A 15,591-nucleotide genomic window follows, 5' to 3' on the forward strand; every position below is an offset into this window, starting at 1 on the left:
AATCAACATGTCCATTCTGATCAATAAAGATACCAAAGTCGTTACCCAAGGGATCACCGGCAAGACCGGCCAGTTCCACACCCGCGGTTGCCGCGACTACGCGAACGGCAAAGCTGCCTTCGTGGCAGGCGTGAACCCGAAGAAAGCCGGCGAAGATTTCGAAGGCATTCCTATTTTCGCTAACGTTACCGAAGCGAAAAAAGAAACCGGCGCCAACGTTTCCGTGATCTACGTGCCGCCAGCAGGCGCGGCAGCGGCGATCTGGGAAGCTGTCGAAGCTGAAATGGATCTGGCCATTTGCATCACCGAAGGCATTCCTGTGCGTGACATGATGGCCCTGAAAGACCGCATGGCTAAAGCCAACAGCAAAACCTTGCTGCTGGGCCCTAACTGCCCAGGCTTGATCACGCCAGACGAAATCAAGATCGGCATCATGCCAGGCCACATCCATAAAAAAGGCCGTATCGGCGTGGTGTCGCGTTCGGGCACCCTGACCTATGAAGCAGTGGGTCAGCTGACCGCGCTGGGCCTGGGCCAATCGTCGGCAGTCGGCATCGGCGGCGACCCGATCAACGGTCTGAAGCACATCGACATCATGAAGATGTTCAATGATGATCCAGATACCGACGCGGTCATCATGATCGGCGAAATCGGCGGTCCGGACGAAGCCAACGCGGCTTATTGGATCAAAGACAACATGAAAAAACCGGTCGTCGGCTTCATCGCTGGCGTAACCGCTCCTCCAGGCAAGCGCATGGGCCACGCCGGCGCGCTGATCTCGGGCGGTGCCGATACGGCACAAGCCAAGCTGGAAATCATGGAAGCTTGCGGCATCACCGTGACCAAAAACCCGTCGGAAATGGCGCGTCTGCTGAAAGCCATGCTGTAATTCCAGCCTGGTCATAGCAGTACAAAAAAGGAGCTTCGGCTCCTTTTTTTTTGTCCGCAAGACAGGCCGATTCCCGGCCGGGGGGCGACGGTGCTGGTCCGAACCGGCCCAAATGCGTCGCTTTTCTTTCCACGTGCGCCGCCGCTGCCCGGGCGCGCCGCTGGCATGGCGCTTGCACCATGCACGGCGTGAGCAATGCACAATGGGAGGATACGATGCGCGCGCAAAGCGGATTTACCCTGATAGAGCTGATGATCGTGGTGGCCATCGCCGGCATCCTGGCGGCCGTGGCCATTCCCCAATATGGCGACTACACGATGCGGGCCAAGGTCAGCAATGTGCTGGCGGCCGCTGCCCCCTTGAAAACGGCCGTGGCCCTGTGCGTGCAGGAAAACGGCGGGCTGGCCACCGCCTGCAGCACGCCCACCCAGGCCGTGCCCAGCGCCATCCCCGTGTTCAGCGCCACGCGCGAAGTGGCCAGCGCCACAGTGGACAAGGGCGATATCGTGCTGACCCTGGCGGCCGACCTGGGCACGGGTATCGGTGGACAAACCGTGACGATGACCATGAAGCCGGGCACGAGCAGCCTGACCTGGTTCAATAGCACCACCGTGACGAATCCGGCAGCGAAGGAAGCGATTACCAAAAACAACATTCCCGACGTGACGCCGACGCTGTAAGTGGGGTCTGCCTTGCCAGCGTCAGACGATTTTTTGCCGGTCCGCGATCAGCGCTTCATAGGTGAGGTTTTGCAGCAGGGTGTAGTGGGTCGGTTCCAGGTCGATGAATTGCACTCCATACGTATAGATTTCCGCCACGCCGGGGGCATGGCCATTCGACGGTTTGCCCACGCTGACGTTCTGGATGCGGGCGCGCGTGTTGACGCGCATCTGGTGCTTGTTCGGCTGCACCAGCAGGGTAAAGCTCAGTGCCACGCCTTCGTCATCGGGCGTGAGCATGCTGGGCGCCTCGATCAGCGCGCCCGAGACGCTGAGGTTGACGATGAACACGGGCACGGCCGCCACGTCGCGATAGCTGAGCTGCGCCGGAATTTCCACTTTCACGCGCATGGCTGTGCGCAGGCTGGTGCCCTGGATGGCATCGGGAAAGCTCAGGTGGACATAATTGAGGGGGCGGCCAAAGATGCGCAGCACGCTGCAGGAAAACGAACAGACGGTGACGCCGGAAAATACGCGGATGGTCAGCTTGTCACCTTCGTTGAGGACGATGGACGCGCCGTTTTCCATGGGAATCTTGACGATCAGGTACTCGTCTTTCACATAGCCGATCACGGTCGAGAAATGCTGGATGGGCTTGATGGTGCGGTGCGTGATGAACTGGATGCGTCCTCCCACCTGCAGATTCATGGCCTCGAATTCGAAGTCCTGGAGCTTGGTTTCTGCGGCGGGCTTGTTGCTTGTCATGCGATGCTCATCTGGATATGGACGACTCGCAGTATGCATGATTTCTTGATGAAAAAGCATTTATATCAATGAAATTCATATTGGCATCGAAAAATGCCATGCGCAGGTGCAGGTACGCGGTTCAGGCTTTACAATTGCGTCAATATTGACGAACGTAAACCTTATGCAACGCAGCTACTTCTGGACCATGTTGTTCCTGATCCTGCATCAAATCGACGCTGCCTACTGGAAAGAGTGGGAGATGTTTCATGTGCCGGGCGGCGTGCAGGGTTTTCTCGTGTTTAACCTGGCGGCGATTGCCGTGGTGCTGGCCGGTTACCGGCATGTGTTGCTGAACACCCGACACGCGTCCCGCTATGCGGCAATATGCGCCGCGCTGGGGGTGGGAACGTGTCTGATCCATGCCGGCTTTGCGCTGGCGGGGCTGGAACAATTCCACTTGCCCCTGTCCGTGGCCGTCATCGCGCTATGCCTGCTGTGTGGCGCCTGGCTGCTGCGCGACTTGCGCCGCGTCAAGCTCCATCCTGCGCGCCAGGCAAAATAATCACACCTCGGCGTGCCAATCGCCCGACTTGCCGCCATGCTTTTCCAGCACGCGCACATTCGTCATGACCATGCCCCGGTCGACGGCCTTGCACATGTCGTAGATCGTCAATAAGCCGATTTGCACGGAAGTGAGCGCTTCCATTTCCACGCCCGTCTTGCCTGTGATATCCGCCTTGACGCTTAAAGGTACTGAGTGCCAGGTACGCTTGGCAGACTATGTATATAGCATCTTTTTGTTTTCCTGCCATAGATTTCCGATTCATGAAGTGTACTGATTCATGTATTGATGACGGCTTTTGGTCAATGCCTTGTTGGTGATCTGAAGTTGTTGCTGATACAGTGGATTATCAGCTATTCGCAGCCGCTGCCTTGCTTATCAAGTGCGTAACAAGTCTGCAAGTCTGCAAGTCCCACCCTTCCTGCTTATTACTTGCCACCTTCTATTCTATTGCTGTTTTTGTATTTTTCATGGATTCATGTGAAGACAGCAATGCCATTTTTTCCTATAAGACATATCTTTCGATTTTTCTCAATAACGAGCGTTTTTTTATTCGATATATTTCATTGAGTGTTGTTAGTGCTTTCTGAGATGTATGAGCAATATCCCCTTCATCCATGCTGCATGGAAGATGACCTGAATGTGGACGCCTGCAAACACCGTATGCGCCAGACGTGATGTTTTTCTATGGATGTCAACATGACTTCAATGATGAAAAATCTTCGTTTGTTTAAGTATCTTCTCGGGCTATCTTGTATTTTGGTAATTGCCGCATGCGGCGGCGGTACTGGCAGTGCGCCTGACGCACCTGTAATTATTCCCGTTACCCCCGTCACCCCCGTTCCGCCTGTCACGCCTGTCACGCCGGTGATCCCGGTTACCCCGGTCATCCCAGTCACCCCGGTCCCACCAATCATCCCAGTCATTCCCGTCACCCCCGTTATTCCTGATCCCTTGCCCGAGCTACGAATTTTGGTCATCGGTCAATCGATATCGTCGAATTGCAATGAACATGTTTATCCTGCTGTGGATAATGTATTTCAGGTTGGTAAAGATGGCGTGATAAAAATCGCAAGCGATCCCTTTGAGTGGGCCGATTGTAAGAATGGATCAATGTGGATGCCGCTGGGGAAAAAGCTGATTGGAGCCGGTATCGCGCTTAAAGTGATTTTCATGCCGATCGGCGTGGGGGGAACCAAAGTGTCGGATTGGCAGGCAGGTGGCGTGGCATTTGGAAAACTCAACAGTGCAATCGGATTAATCCAGGCGCAAGAAATTAAATTTGATTTTGCGTTTTGGCACCAGGGTTCCTCGGATTTTGGTACAGATAAGGATTTATATGTGCGACGATTGGGTGAGGTAATTGACTACGTCAATAGTAAAGTCAAGGTAAACCGCTGGATGATTGCCGTTCATTCGCGTTGCGGGATGGCATATGACCGTAATATCGAGTCTGCTCAATTAGTATTTGGCAATGCTCCTCATTTGAAGCGTTATCCCGGACCAAACACTAATTTGCTGGGTGATGAGTACAGGTTTGATGCTTGTCATTTCACTGAAAAAGGACAAGAAAGAATGGCGTCGATGTGGCTCGATTCGGTGAAAGCTGCTCTTGAATGACATCTGCATGAAGGCAGCGCCCCTGTGCCCTTAGCCAGGCGATACACGCCATGGCGTTAGTGGTCCTGGCTCTTTTCATGGGAAGCGCCATGCATCTGCCTGCGTGCAGCTGGCCGCCAAGCTAACGCCTTGACGGTACTGCGTACTCAACTCGTGGCTTGCCGCTGGGACTCACACGGCCGCAGTCCAATCGCCCGACTTGCCGCCATGCTTTTCCAGCACGCGCACATTCGTCATGACCATGCCCCGGTCGACGGCCTTGCACATGTCGTAGATCGTCAATAAACCGATCTGCACGGAAGTGAGCGCTTCCATTTCCACGCCCGTCTTGCCCGTCGTGTCGACTTGGGCGCGGCAGTGCACGCTGTTGGCCGCTTCGTCCACTTCAAAATCGACGGTGACGCGCGTGAGGGCCAGCGGGTGGCACAGGGGAATCAGGTCGCTGGTGCGCTTGGCGCCCATGATGGCGGCGATGCGGGCGATGCCCAGCACGTCGCCTTTCTTGGCGGTGCCGGAAATAATCAATGCCAGGGTGGCGGGCTGCATGCGGATGGTGCCGGCGGCCACGGCGCTGCGGCGCGTGTCTTCCTTGCTGCCCACGTCCACCATATGGGCCTGGCCCGTGGCGTCGAAATGGGTCAGTTCCCCGGCGGGGGCTTGCTTGTCTGCTGTTGTCATGGCGTCAAAATAGGTGAGGGGTGGGGGCGCGGCACGCCGGACCACGACGTCATGCCACTGGCATGGCGCATGCTTGGTGCGTGGGAATGGGTGCCGCGAACAAGGTATGATAGCACCCGTGAATTCAAAAACTTCCCTTCCGATCGTCCTTGAAAACGCCGCTGCGGCATGGCTGCGCGGCTCACGGCGCGCATCGGTGCTGGCCATCCTCTGCTGCGCTGCGCCCTGTGCGCTGGCGCAAACCTATACCTCCGCGCCAGCGGCGCCGGCTGCCAGCGTGTCCGCCAAGCCGGCCAGCAGCTGGACGCCGCTGGCTGTGCCGCCGGCGCCGAACCTGCCGAACCTGGGCGACACGTCGCGCGAAGACCTGTCGCCGGCGATGGAGCGCAAGATCGGCGAGGAAATCATGCGCGGCATCCGCGGCGACCGCGACTACCTCGATGATGCGCCCTTGCTGGAATACCTGAATACCTTCGGCAACGCCCTCGTGGCGGCGCGCCCCAGCGTGCGCGGCGAAACGAATTACGACTATTTCTTCTTTGCCGTGCGCGATCCCCAGTTGAACGCGTTTGCCTTGCCGGGCGGCTTCATCGGCGTGCACTCGGCCCTGGTGCTGGCAGCGCAAACGGAGGCGGAACTCGCTTCCGTGCTGTCGCACGAGATTGGCCACGTGGCGCAGCGCCATATCGCGCGCATGCTGGGCCAGCAGCGCCAGGATGCCCTGATGCCGCTGGCGGCCATGCTGCTGGCCGCGCTGGCGTCGCGCGCGGGCGGCGACGTGGCGATGGGCGTGTTTGCCGCCGGCCAGGGCCTGGCGATCCAGCGCCAGCTCAATTTTGGCCGCGACGCCGAACGCGAGGCGGACCGCATCGGCTTCCAGATCATGGGCGAGGCCGGTTTCGATACCACCGGCATGGTGGCGTTCTTCGGCCGCATGCAGGCGGCCAGCCGTTCGTACAGCGACCTGATGCCCGCCTACCTGCAGACCCACCCGCTGACGACGGAACGCATCGCCGACATCCAGGCGCGCATCCGCGAACAGCCCTACAAGCAGCGTGCGGACAGCCTGAGTTTTCACCTGGCCCGGGCCCGCGCCCGCGTGCTGCAGGATGAAAGCGTGCAAGGCCTGTTGAACGCCAAGGCCGTCTTCAAGACGCAGCTGGAACAGCAAAGCCGCTTCCAGGTGACGGCCGCCCACTATGGCTTATCCTTTGTTGCCGTCAAGCAGGGCAAGCCGGCGGAGGCGCAAAAGGAACTCGATGCGGCCAATGCGGCCCTGCACCAGCCGGCCGGGCCGAACGTGTTTACCTCGGGCGGCACGCAGGACCCCAATTCCCTGCTGGCGGCGATGGCGCTGGAAGTGCTGTTGATGCCGGCGCAAAAGAAGGAAGTGGCGCAACAGGCCCTGAAGGCGGCGGACGCTGCGCGCCAGCAGTTTCCCCTCTCGCGCGGCATTGCCCACCAGTATGCGGAAGCGCTGATGGCTGCCGGCAAGCTGGAGCAATCCACCCTGTATCTGCGCGACCAGGTGCAGCTCTACAAGGAAGAGCCGGAACTCTACGATTTATTGGCGAAAGCCTATGCGGACCAGGGCAAGATGACCTTGCAGCACATGGCGCTGGCCGAATCCTACGTGCTGCAGGGCGCTACCATGGCCGCGCTGGACCAGCTGACGATCGCCCGCAAGTCGACGGACGCGACTTTTTATGACCAGGCCGTGATCGATGCGCGCGAGCGCGAGCTGCAGGAAAAGCGCCGCGAACAGATCAAGGACCAGAAGGGCTGACTCTTATTCGGCTTGCGGCGCCTGCTGGAAGCCGAAGGTCTGCGGTACGCTGGCATAGGCCAGCGGCTGCACGGCAATCTCCTTGCCGTTATGCAATAACATCAAATTGCCTTGCGCATCTTCCAGCCAGGCCAGCAAGGCCTCGTCGCTCAAGGCCAGCCCATCCAGGCGCAGCGCAGGCAGCACCTGGGCCATGTCGCGGTCATCGACCTGCGCGACGATGTCGCCGTGGCGCAGGATCAGCGCGCCGTTATCGCACCAATACGCTTGCTCGATCTGTTCCAGCGGCGCACCCGTCTGCAAGACAAAACCGTGCTGCGGGTCGCTGCGGGCGATATACGGCGTCGCTTCCAGATTCAGATACACGCGCTGCGGGCCGTTCTGGAAAAACCAGCAACCGCGTTCGTCATGATCGTAATTGCGGTTGATAAATCCCAACAAGGCCACGTGGGCGATCTTGTCGCCTGGCAGTTGTTGCTGTTGCGCATGCTGGTCGCGCATGCGCCAGTGGCCGCGCGCGTCCAGGCCCAGCCAGCCGTAGCAGTGGGGCACGTTCGGCCATTTGGCCAGGGCCTGCTTGACGAGTTCATCCATGTGTAGCGTTTTCCGTGTGAGTGCGCGTGCCGTCAGCGTGACAGGTTTGCGGTGCCGATGGCGCCGTGTTGCCGCCTTCAAAAAAATGGATCAGGCGTTGCGGCAGCCAGCGTGTGCTTCCCGGCAACTTGCCAGCGGCAAAGCCGACGTGGCCGCCGTGGCGCGGATATTCGAGCGTGACCTGCGGCGCTGCGCTGCGCGGCAAGAAGCGCCCGGGCAGGAAGGGGTCATTTTGCGCATTCAGCACCAGGGTCGGCACGGTGATGTCGTGCAAGACGTGCTTGGCGCTGGCGCGGTGCCAGTAATCGTCGGCGTCGCGGTAGCCGTGCAGAGGCGCCGTGACGACATTGTCGAAGGCGTGCAAGTCGCGCGCGGCCAGCATGGCGTCGCGCGCGAACAGGCCGGGATACTGTTCCAGCTTGGCCAGGCATTTCGGTTTGAGCGTGTTCAGGAACATGCGCGTGTAGAGCCGGTTGGCGCCGGAGGACAGGGCCTTGCCCCCTTGCGCCAGGTCCAGCGGGGCGGACACGGCCGCCGCCGCATCGATGAAATCGGCCTGGTGCTGCGACTGGCCCAGCCAGCACAGCAGGGCATTGCCGCCCAGCGACACGCCGGCCGCGTAAAATTTTCCCGTGGCGCGCGGGCGCAGCGTGCGCACGACCCAGTCCACTTCCTGTGCGTCGCCCGAATGGTAGAAGCGTGGCGCCAGGTTCGCTTCGCCTGAGCAGCCGCGAAAATGCGGCACGGCGCCCGACCAGCCGCGCGCCGCCACCTCGGCCATCAGGGCGCGCGCGTAATGGCTGTTCGACGAGCCTTCTAGGCCGTGGAACAGCACCACGAAGGGCTGGCCCGGCTGGCCATCGACTAGGTCGACGTCGACGAAGTCGCCATCGGGCGCTTGCCAGCGTTCACGGCGGAAGGCCACGGCCGGCTTGGCGAGGCACACGGCCGGATAAATCGTCTGCGCGTGGCCGCCAGGCAGCCAGAGCGGGGCGGTGTAGGGGGCGTTGTAGATAAGAGGCAAAGACATCAGTGCAGGATCTGCGTCCCCGCGGCGTCGGCCGGTGCGCCGCCGGGGGCGATGGAGGCGTGGTGCAGCACGATGCGCCAGCCGCGCGGCGTTTTTACATACACATTCGTGGCCAGCAGATGCGCCGGACCGCCTTCTTCCTGGGTGACGCCTTCGATCACCGTGTGCACTGAACTCATCAGATTGTGCGTTTCATGCAGCTGCGCCGGCACGATGTGCAGGCCGCCGCCGGCCAAAATGGTTTCCCACGAGGCGCGGATGGCGGCGTGGCCGATCAGGCGCGCGCCGCCCGGGTGGATGCAGACGATCTCTTCATCGTCGGCCCATAGCGCCATCAGCGCTTCGAGGTCGGCGCGGTGCAAGGCATCGTAGAACGCCGCTTCGACTTCGGCGGCGCTGCCATTGAGTTCTTTCAGACGTTTCATGACGACTCCGGCTTGATCGGTACAGCTAGCTGTGTAAATGAAAACGGCGCGCTGGGGGCGCGCCGCTGGGCAGTTTAATGATGGCCGGCGCTGGCGCCTTCCTTCAGAGTGTAGGCCGTGCCGCAGTAAGGGCACTTGGCGATACCGTCCTTGTTGAATTCCAGGAACACACGCGGATGCGACGACCACAGCGGCATGGCCGGGTTAGGGCAGTGGGCTGGCAGGTCTTTACTGTCGAGTTCGACCGCTGGCTGGGTGGTTTTTGTCATCTTGTCATGCTCCGTGAGGCTGTATGGAAGGAAGTCGGCTGCTGCCAAAACCACGATTTTAACGGATTCAGGCAGACAGCAAAAATCATGGCTAAAATGGCGGCTCGATCATCTTCGGCTGCGGCGCGGGTTTTTGCGGAAATATGGCAGCTGCAGCGCCACACTGACTGGATTTGCCTTGCCGGTATCGCCGTTGCGGAGTCTTTCTCCGCGCACCATTGTTGTGCAGTTACCACAATACGCCTGCAGGAGCATCGTGTGAACGCCGTCCCGGCCGCCAGCGACGATGCCCTGCTGAAAGACGCCTGGCGCGCCGGGCTGAACCTGGGTGCGCCCACCCTGCTGGGCATCGCCGCCTGGGGCATGGTGGTGGGCGTGGCCATGGTGAAAAGCGGCCTGACTGTCGCGCAGGCGGGGGCCATGACCCTGTTTGTCTTTGCCGGTTCGGCCCAGCTCGCGTCCTTGCCGCTGCTGGCCGCGCAGGCGCCCGTGTGGGTGATCTTTGCCACGGCCCTCGTCGTCAATTTGCGTTTTGTCATCTTTTCCGTGCTGCTGGCCCCCCATTTTTCCCATCTGCCGTGGCGCCAGCGCTTTGCGCTCGGCTATGTGGCGGGCGACATCACCGTGGGCCTGTTCCTGCAGCGCTACCCCCATGAAACGCCGGACCCGGCCAAGCTGCCTTTCCTGAAAGGCTTGATCTATCCCAACTGGCTGGCCTGGCAAATCGGTTCCTTCATCGGCATCGTGCTGGGCGCCGTCGTGCCGGCCGAATGGGGGCTGGGCTTTGCCGGCACCCTGGCGATCCTGTGCGTGACGGTGCCGCTGATCCTCAGCCGCGCCGCCCTGTGCGGCGTGCTGGTGGCGGGCACGGTGGCCGTGCTGGCCTTCAGTCTGCCGTATAAGTTGGGCTTGCTGGTGGCCGTGGTGGTGGGCATGGTCAGCGCCATGGCCGTGGAAGAGTTGACAGAAAAATGGACAAAACGCCATGTTTGACGGCATAGACTGGGGCAGGGCCGACGTGTGGATCGCCATCGCCGTGCTGGTAGTGGCGACAGCCGCCACGCGCAGCACCTTTTGGCTGATCGGCCATCACATCACCATTCCGCGCCGCGTGGGCGAGATGCTGCGCTATGCGCCGGCCTGCGCGCTGGCGGCCATCATCGCGCCCGACATGCTGATGGAGGGGCAGCAAGTGCACCTTGAATTGTCGAATTTGAAACTGTTATCCGGTATTGCCGCCACGCTCTTTTTTGTGATCCGCCGCAATATGCTGCAAACCATCGTGTTTGGCATGCTGGTTTTCACGGGCTTGCGACTGTTGCACGTTTTTCAGTAAAGCAGGACAAATCGGGGATTTGCGCTGGGCATTGCGGTAAAATAGCGCACTTCCTTCCACTCGTCATCTGGATCGCCATGTCAGCTGTTCTCAACTTCATTCGTCTGCAAGATTTGATCGCCCAAAATGCACTGCAAGGCAAGCGCGTGTTTATCCGCGCCGACCTGAACGTCCCGCAAGATGACAGTGGCAAGATCACCGAAGATACGCGCATCCGCGCCTCGGTGCCGGCCATCCGCGCCGCGCTGGACGCTGGCGCCGCCGTCATGGTGACGTCGCACCTGGGCCGTCCGACGGAAGGCGAGTTCAAGCCGGCCGACAGCCTGGCGCCCGTGGCCGCCCGCTTGTCCGAGCTGCTGGGCCAGGAAGTTGCATTGAAGCAAAATTGGGTCGATGGCGCGGGCCTGGAATCCTTGGCTGCCGGCCAGGTCGTCCTGCTGGAAAACGTGCGCGTCAACAAGGGCGAAAAGAAAAACAGCGATGAGCTGGCGCAAAAAATGGCGAAATTGTGCGATATCTACGTCAACGACGCGTTCGGCACGGCCCACCGCGCGGAAGCGTCCACGCACGGCATCGCCAAGTTCGCCCCCGTCGCCTGCGCCGGCCCGCTGCTGGCCGCCGAGCTGGATGCACTGGGGAAAGCTTTGCACGCACCCGCCCGCCCGCTGCTGGCCATTGTTGCTGGTTCGAAAGTATCGAGCAAGCTGACCATCTTGAAAGCCCTGTCCGACAAGGTCGATAACCTGATCGTCGGCGGCGGCATCGCCAACACCTTCATGAAGGCCGTCGGCTTGAATGTCGGCAAGTCGCTGGTGGAAGCGGAACTCGTCGAGGAAGCCAAGGCCATCATCGAGATCATGGCCAAGCGCGGCGCGCAAGTGCCGATTCCTGTCGATGTCGTGTGCGCCAAGGAATTCTCGCCTGTGGCCGTTGCCACCGTCAAGGACGTGGCCGACGTGGCGGACGACGACATGATCCTCGATATCGGCCCGAAAACGGCGGCCCTGCTGGCACAGCAGATCGCCGCCGCCGGCACCATTGTCTGGAACGGCCCGGTCGGCGTGTTCGAATTCGACCAGTTCGGCAACGGCACCAAGACCCTGGCCCTGGCCATCGCCGATTCGAAAGCATTCTCCATCGCTGGCGGTGGCGACACCCTGGCGGCGATTGCCAAATATGACATTACCGATAAAATCAGCTATATCTCGACGGGCGGCGGCGCTTTCCTGGAGTTCCTGGAAGGCAAGACTTTGCCCGCAGTAGAAATTCTCATGCAACGTGCTGGCTGATAAAGCCTGACTGTAGTGCAATACCAAGCGCAGCCTGACCGCTGCGCTTTTACCTTGCCGGATGCAGCATCGAGCCGGCCTTGCTCACCTTCGCTCGCGCACAAGGACTCCTATGCCACGCGGTACAAAAATCGTAGCAACAATCGGCCCTGCCTCCACCGACTTCGATATCCTGGTGAAGATGATACGTGCGGGTGTCGACGTGGTGCGTTTGAATTTTTCCCATGGCAAGGCGCAAGACCATATCGACCGCGCGGCGCTGGTGCGTCTGGCGGCGGCCGAGTGCGGGCGCGAAGTGGCCATCATGGCCGACATGCAAGGGCCGAAGATTCGCGTCGGCAAGTTTGAAAACACGCGCATTCAGCTGGAAGCGGGAGAGCGCTTCATCCTCGACGCCAAGTGGGGCGAAAACGGCGAACTGGGCAACCAGGAGCGCGTCGGCCTCGACTACAAGGCCCTGCCGCGCGATTTGCACAAGGGCGACGTGCTGCTGCTGAACGACGGCCTCATCGTGCTGATCGTCGAGCGCATCCACGGCAGCGAAATCCACACCACCGTCAAGATCGGCGGCGAGTTGTCGAACAACAAGGGCATCAATCGCCAGGGCGGCGGCCTGTCCGCGCCCGCGCTGACGGCCAAGGATATGGAAGATATCAAGACGGCCATGAGTTTCCAGGCCGACTATCTGGCCATTTCCTTCCCAAAATGCGCGACCGACATGGAAATGGCGCGCCAGCTGGCCAATATCGCCGGCGAACCGTACCACCACAAGCCGATGATGATCGCCAAGATCGAGCGCGCGGAAGCCATTCCCGCGCTGCAGGAAATTCTCGACGCCTCCGATGGCATCATGGTGGCGCGGGGCGACCTGGCCGTGGAAGTGGGCAATGCGGCCGTGCCGGCCTTGCAGAAGCGCATGATCAAGATGGCGCGCGCGTCGAACAAGCTGGCCATCACGGCCACGCAGATGATGGAATCGATGATCGTCAACGCCGTGCCGACGCGCGCGGAAGTGTCCGACGTGGCCAATGCCGTGCTCGATGGCACGGACGCCGTCATGACGTCGGCCGAAACGGCCTCGGGCAAGTACCCGATCGAGACGGTGGAAATGATGGCCGCCATCTGCGTGGAAGCGGAACAGTCCGAATACAACAAGCTCGATGCCGATTTCCTCAACGTCACATTTACCCGCATCGACCAGTCGATCGCCTACGGTGCGCTGTTTACGGCCCACCATTTGCGCGTCAAAGCCATCGTGGCGCTGACGGAATCCGGTTCCACCGCCTTGTGGATGAGCCGCCACAGTATCGATACGCCGATCTATGCGCTCACGCCCAGCGTGACGACTTTGCGCAAAGCCGCGCTGTACCGCAATGTTCGGGCGTATCATCTGATGCAGAACGCCCCCAGCGCGCAAGTGCTGAAGCAGGCGGAAGAGCTGCTGGTGGCGCAGGGCATCGTCCGCAAGGGCGACATGATCGTCGTCACCTGGGGCGAGCCGATGGGCCAGGTGGGCGGCACGAATGCCTTGAAGATTGTGAAGGTAGGCGAATTCGACTAAGGTCCAAGAATTCAGGCGCCGGCGCGGTTATTGACCACCGCGAAGCGCCGCAACGGTTTCTATTGTTATCTGGAGTATTACCATGTCTCTCGTATCCATGCGTCAACTGCTGGACCATGCCGCCGAAAACGGTTATGGCATTCCTGCTTTCAACGTCAACAACCTGGAGCAAGTGCAAGCCATCATGGCTGCCGCCGATGCGCTCAACAGCCCGGTGATCATGCAAGCGTCCGCTGGCGCGCGCAAGTACGCCGGTGAAGCGTTCCTGCGCCACCTGATCGACGCCGCCGTCGAAGCGTATCCGCACATCCCTGTCGTCATGCACCAGGATCACGGCCAGTCGCCGGCCGTCTGCATGGCTGCCATCCGTTCGGGCTTCACGTCCGTCATGATGGACGGTTCGCTGGAAGCGGACGGCAAGTCGGTCGCATCGTACGAATACAACGTGGAAGTGTCGCGTGAAGTGGTGAAATTCTCGCACGCCATCGGCGTGACGGTGGAAGCGGAACTGGGCGTGCTCGGTTCGCTGGAAACCATGAAGGGCGACAAGGAAGACGGCCACGGCGCCGACGGCACCATGACCCGCGAGCAACTGCTGACGGACGTGGCGCAAGCGGCCGACTTCGTGCAGCGCACCCAGTGCGACGCCCTGGCGATCGCCATCGGCACCTCGCATGGCGCCTACAAATTCACGCGCAAGCCAACGGGCGACATCCTGGCCATCGACCGCATCAAGGAAATCCACGCGCGCATCCCGAACACCCACCTGGTGATGCACGGTTCCTCGTCGGTACCGCAGGAATTGCTGGCCATCATCCGCGAATTCGGCGGCGACATGAAGGAAACCTACGGCGTGCCAGTCGAGGAAATCCAGGAAGGCATCCGTCACGGCGTGCGCAAGATCAACATCGACACCGACATCCGCCTGGCGATGACGGCCGCGATCCGCAAGTACCTGTTCGAGAACCCGTCGAAATTCGACCCGCGCGACTTCCTGAAGCCAGCCCGCACCGCCGCCGAGCAAATCGTGCGCGCGCGCATGCAGGCTTTCGGCTGCGAAGGCCAGGCGTCGAAAATCAAGGTCATCACGATGGAAAAAATGGCCGAGCGCTACAAGGCCGGCGAGCTGTCGCAAATTGTGAAGTAAAATTCTGTCTGGAACGGGCCGGATGCAATGCTCCGTGCCCGATTTTCTCGACCGGCGGGCACCCCCTGCCTGCCGGTTTCGTTTCATCCAACTATTCCCCCGCTATGAACAGCCTCTATCAGACTTCCATCCACTCCCTGCCATTGCTGGGCCACGGCAAGGTCCGCGACAACTACGCCGTTGGCGACGACAAGATCTTGATCGTCACCACGGACCGCCTGTCGGCCTTCGATGTCGTCATGAACGAGCCTATCCCCGGCAAGGGCAAGGTTCTCAACCAGATGAGCGACTTCTGGTTCGAGAAACTGGGCCATATCGTGCCGAACCACCTGACCGGCGTGGCGCCGGAATCCGTGGTGGCGCCCGAGGAAGTGGAGCAAGTCAAGGGCCGCGCCGTGGTGGCCAAGCGCTTGAAACCGATCATGGTCGAGGCAGTCGTGCGCGGCTACATCATCGGTTCGGGCTGGAAAGATTACCAGGACACGGGCAGCATCTGCGGCATCGCCTTGCCAGCCGGTCTGCAGCAAGCGGAAAAACTGCCGGAACCGATCTTCACCCCGGCCGCGAAGGCCGAACTGGGCGAGCATGATGAAAACATCAGCTTTGCTGAAATGGAAGAGCGCATCGGCGCCGACCTGGCCGCCAAGATGCGCGACGTCGCCATTGCCCTGTACAAGACCGCCGCCGAATACGCTGCCACGCGCGGCATCATCATCGCCGACACCAAGTTTGAATTCGGCCTGGACGACAATGGCGTCATGCATCTGATGGATGAAGTGCTGACGGCCGATTCGTCGCGCTTCTGGCCTGCCGATTCGTATCAGCCTGGCATTTCGCCACCGTCGTTCGACAAGCAATTCGTGCGAGACTACCTGGAAACCCTGACCTGGGGCAAGACTGCACCGGCGCCAGCCCTGCCGGCCGACGTCATCGAAAAAACCCAGGCCAAGTATTTCGAAGCCATCGAACGCCTGACGGGCGAGAAGCTGAAGGCCTGAG

General features: G+C 60.6%; 17 protein-coding genes and 1 pseudogene. 11 read left to right on the forward strand and 7 right to left on the reverse strand.

All coding sequences use genetic code 11. The features are described 5' to 3' along the window. The first annotated feature begins 7 nt into the window (after positions 1–7). On the forward strand, positions 8–889 hold the full coding sequence (sucD, locus tag IGS58_RS01405) for a succinate--CoA ligase subunit alpha (protein ID WP_034746085.1): 882 nt from the start codon (positions 8–10) through the stop codon (positions 887–889). A gap of 215 nt (positions 890–1,104) precedes the next feature. Next, on the forward strand, positions 1,105–1,569 hold the full coding sequence (locus IGS58_RS01410) for a pilin (protein WP_034788806.1): 465 nt from the start codon (positions 1,105–1,107) through the stop codon (positions 1,567–1,569). Between the two features lie 21 nt (positions 1,570–1,590). Here IGS58_RS01410 and IGS58_RS01415 read toward each other — a convergent pair whose 3' ends face one another. Continuing rightward, positions 1,591–2,313 (reverse strand): flagellar brake protein, encoded by a 723-nt coding sequence (locus tag IGS58_RS01415; protein ID WP_230520493.1) that lies wholly within the window; start codon positions 2,311–2,313, stop codon positions 1,591–1,593. A gap of 163 nt (positions 2,314–2,476) precedes the next feature. Here IGS58_RS01415 and IGS58_RS01420 point away from each other — a divergent pair, with 163 nt between their 5' ends. After that, positions 2,477–2,857, forward strand: coding sequence for a DUF6713 family protein (locus tag IGS58_RS01420; RefSeq protein WP_230520494.1), 381 nt, complete (start codon positions 2,477–2,479; stop codon positions 2,855–2,857). On the opposite strand, the pseudogene IGS58_RS01425 reads toward IGS58_RS01420, so the two are convergent. Beyond that, positions 2,858–3,055, reverse strand: a pseudogene (locus IGS58_RS01425) (cyclic pyranopterin monophosphate synthase MoaC); the annotation flags it as partial. It abuts the gene before it with no gap. Between the two features lie 501 nt (positions 3,056–3,556). Between IGS58_RS01425 and IGS58_RS01430 the strand changes: the two are divergent. Continuing rightward, a complete protein-coding gene (locus IGS58_RS01430) occupies positions 3,557–4,477 on the forward strand; it encodes a sialate O-acetylesterase (RefSeq protein ID WP_230520495.1) in 921 nt (306 codons plus the stop codon). A 171-nt stretch (positions 4,478–4,648) separates the two neighbouring features. On the opposite strand, the gene moaC is transcribed toward IGS58_RS01430, so the two are convergent. Continuing rightward, positions 4,649–5,155: a cyclic pyranopterin monophosphate synthase MoaC gene (moaC, locus tag IGS58_RS01435; RefSeq protein WP_034780632.1), complete on the reverse strand. Its 507-nt coding sequence runs from the start codon at positions 5,153–5,155 to the stop codon at positions 4,649–4,651. A 196-nt stretch (positions 5,156–5,351) separates the two neighbouring features. Between moaC and IGS58_RS01440 the strand changes: the two genes are divergently transcribed. After that, entirely contained in the window at positions 5,352–6,941 is a 1,590-nt protein-coding gene (locus IGS58_RS01440; protein WP_370385435.1) for a beta-barrel assembly-enhancing protease, read from the forward strand. A 3-nt stretch (positions 6,942–6,944) separates the two neighbouring features. Here the strand turns inward: IGS58_RS01440 and IGS58_RS01445 are convergent, their stop codons facing one another. The 4 genes from IGS58_RS01445 to IGS58_RS01460 form a co-directional block, all read right to left on the reverse strand. Then, positions 6,945–7,535 carry a DUF2946 family protein gene (locus IGS58_RS01445; RefSeq protein ID WP_230520496.1) on the reverse strand — a complete coding sequence of 197 codons (591 nt, stop codon included), beginning with the start codon at positions 7,533–7,535 and terminating at the stop codon, positions 6,945–6,947. After that, positions 7,528–8,565 carry a YheT family hydrolase gene (locus tag IGS58_RS01450; RefSeq protein WP_230520497.1) on the reverse strand — a complete coding sequence of 346 codons (1,038 nt, stop codon included), beginning with the start codon at positions 8,563–8,565 and terminating at the stop codon, positions 7,528–7,530. Before IGS58_RS01450 ends, IGS58_RS01445 begins: the two co-directional genes overlap by 8 nt. After that, on the reverse strand, positions 8,565–8,990 hold the full coding sequence (locus IGS58_RS01455) for a YybH family protein (protein WP_034746103.1): 426 nt from the start codon (positions 8,988–8,990) through the stop codon (positions 8,565–8,567). The genes IGS58_RS01450 and IGS58_RS01455 overlap by 1 nt, the downstream gene beginning before the upstream one ends. Before the next feature lie 74 nt (positions 8,991–9,064). Further along, positions 9,065–9,259 (reverse strand): zinc-finger domain-containing protein, encoded by a 195-nt coding sequence (locus tag IGS58_RS01460; RefSeq protein WP_034780619.1) that lies wholly within the window; start codon positions 9,257–9,259, stop codon positions 9,065–9,067. Between the two features lie 258 nt (positions 9,260–9,517). On the opposite strand from IGS58_RS01460, the gene IGS58_RS01465 reads away from it, so the two are divergent. The 6 genes from IGS58_RS01465 to IGS58_RS01490 all read left to right on the forward strand — a co-directional run bounded on the left by IGS58_RS01465 (position 9,518) and on the right by IGS58_RS01490 (position 15,590). Then, positions 9,518–10,252 carry an AzlC family ABC transporter permease gene (locus IGS58_RS01465; protein WP_034780616.1) on the forward strand — a complete coding sequence of 245 codons (735 nt, stop codon included), beginning with the start codon at positions 9,518–9,520 and terminating at the stop codon, positions 10,250–10,252. Beyond that, entirely contained in the window at positions 10,245–10,595 is a 351-nt protein-coding gene (locus IGS58_RS01470) for an AzlD domain-containing protein (RefSeq protein WP_034780613.1), read from the forward strand. The genes IGS58_RS01465 and IGS58_RS01470 overlap by 8 nt, the downstream gene beginning before the upstream one ends. Before the next feature lie 77 nt (positions 10,596–10,672). Further along, on the forward strand, positions 10,673–11,884 hold the full coding sequence (locus IGS58_RS01475; RefSeq protein WP_230520498.1) for a phosphoglycerate kinase: 1,212 nt from the start codon (positions 10,673–10,675) through the stop codon (positions 11,882–11,884). Positions 11,885–11,996: 112 nt separating this feature from the next. Next, complete coding sequence (gene pyk / locus IGS58_RS01480) at positions 11,997–13,445, forward strand: pyruvate kinase (RefSeq protein WP_046684386.1); 1,449 nt, start codon at positions 11,997–11,999, stop codon at positions 13,443–13,445. Between the two features lie 82 nt (positions 13,446–13,527). Continuing rightward, positions 13,528–14,592 (forward strand): class II fructose-bisphosphate aldolase, encoded by a 1,065-nt coding sequence (gene fba, locus IGS58_RS01485; protein WP_010401625.1) that lies wholly within the window; start codon positions 13,528–13,530, stop codon positions 14,590–14,592. 104 nt (positions 14,593–14,696) lie between these two features. Further along, complete coding sequence (locus IGS58_RS01490) at positions 14,697–15,590, forward strand: phosphoribosylaminoimidazolesuccinocarboxamide synthase (protein ID WP_034780603.1); 894 nt, start codon at positions 14,697–14,699, stop codon at positions 15,588–15,590. The last annotated feature ends 1 nt before the right edge of the window (position 15,591 follow it).

The sequence above is a fragment of the Janthinobacterium sp. EB271-G4-7A genome, from assembly GCF_020858075.1.
In the GTDB taxonomy this organism is placed as follows: domain Bacteria; phylum Pseudomonadota; class Gammaproteobacteria; order Burkholderiales; family Burkholderiaceae_D; genus Janthinobacterium; species Janthinobacterium lividum.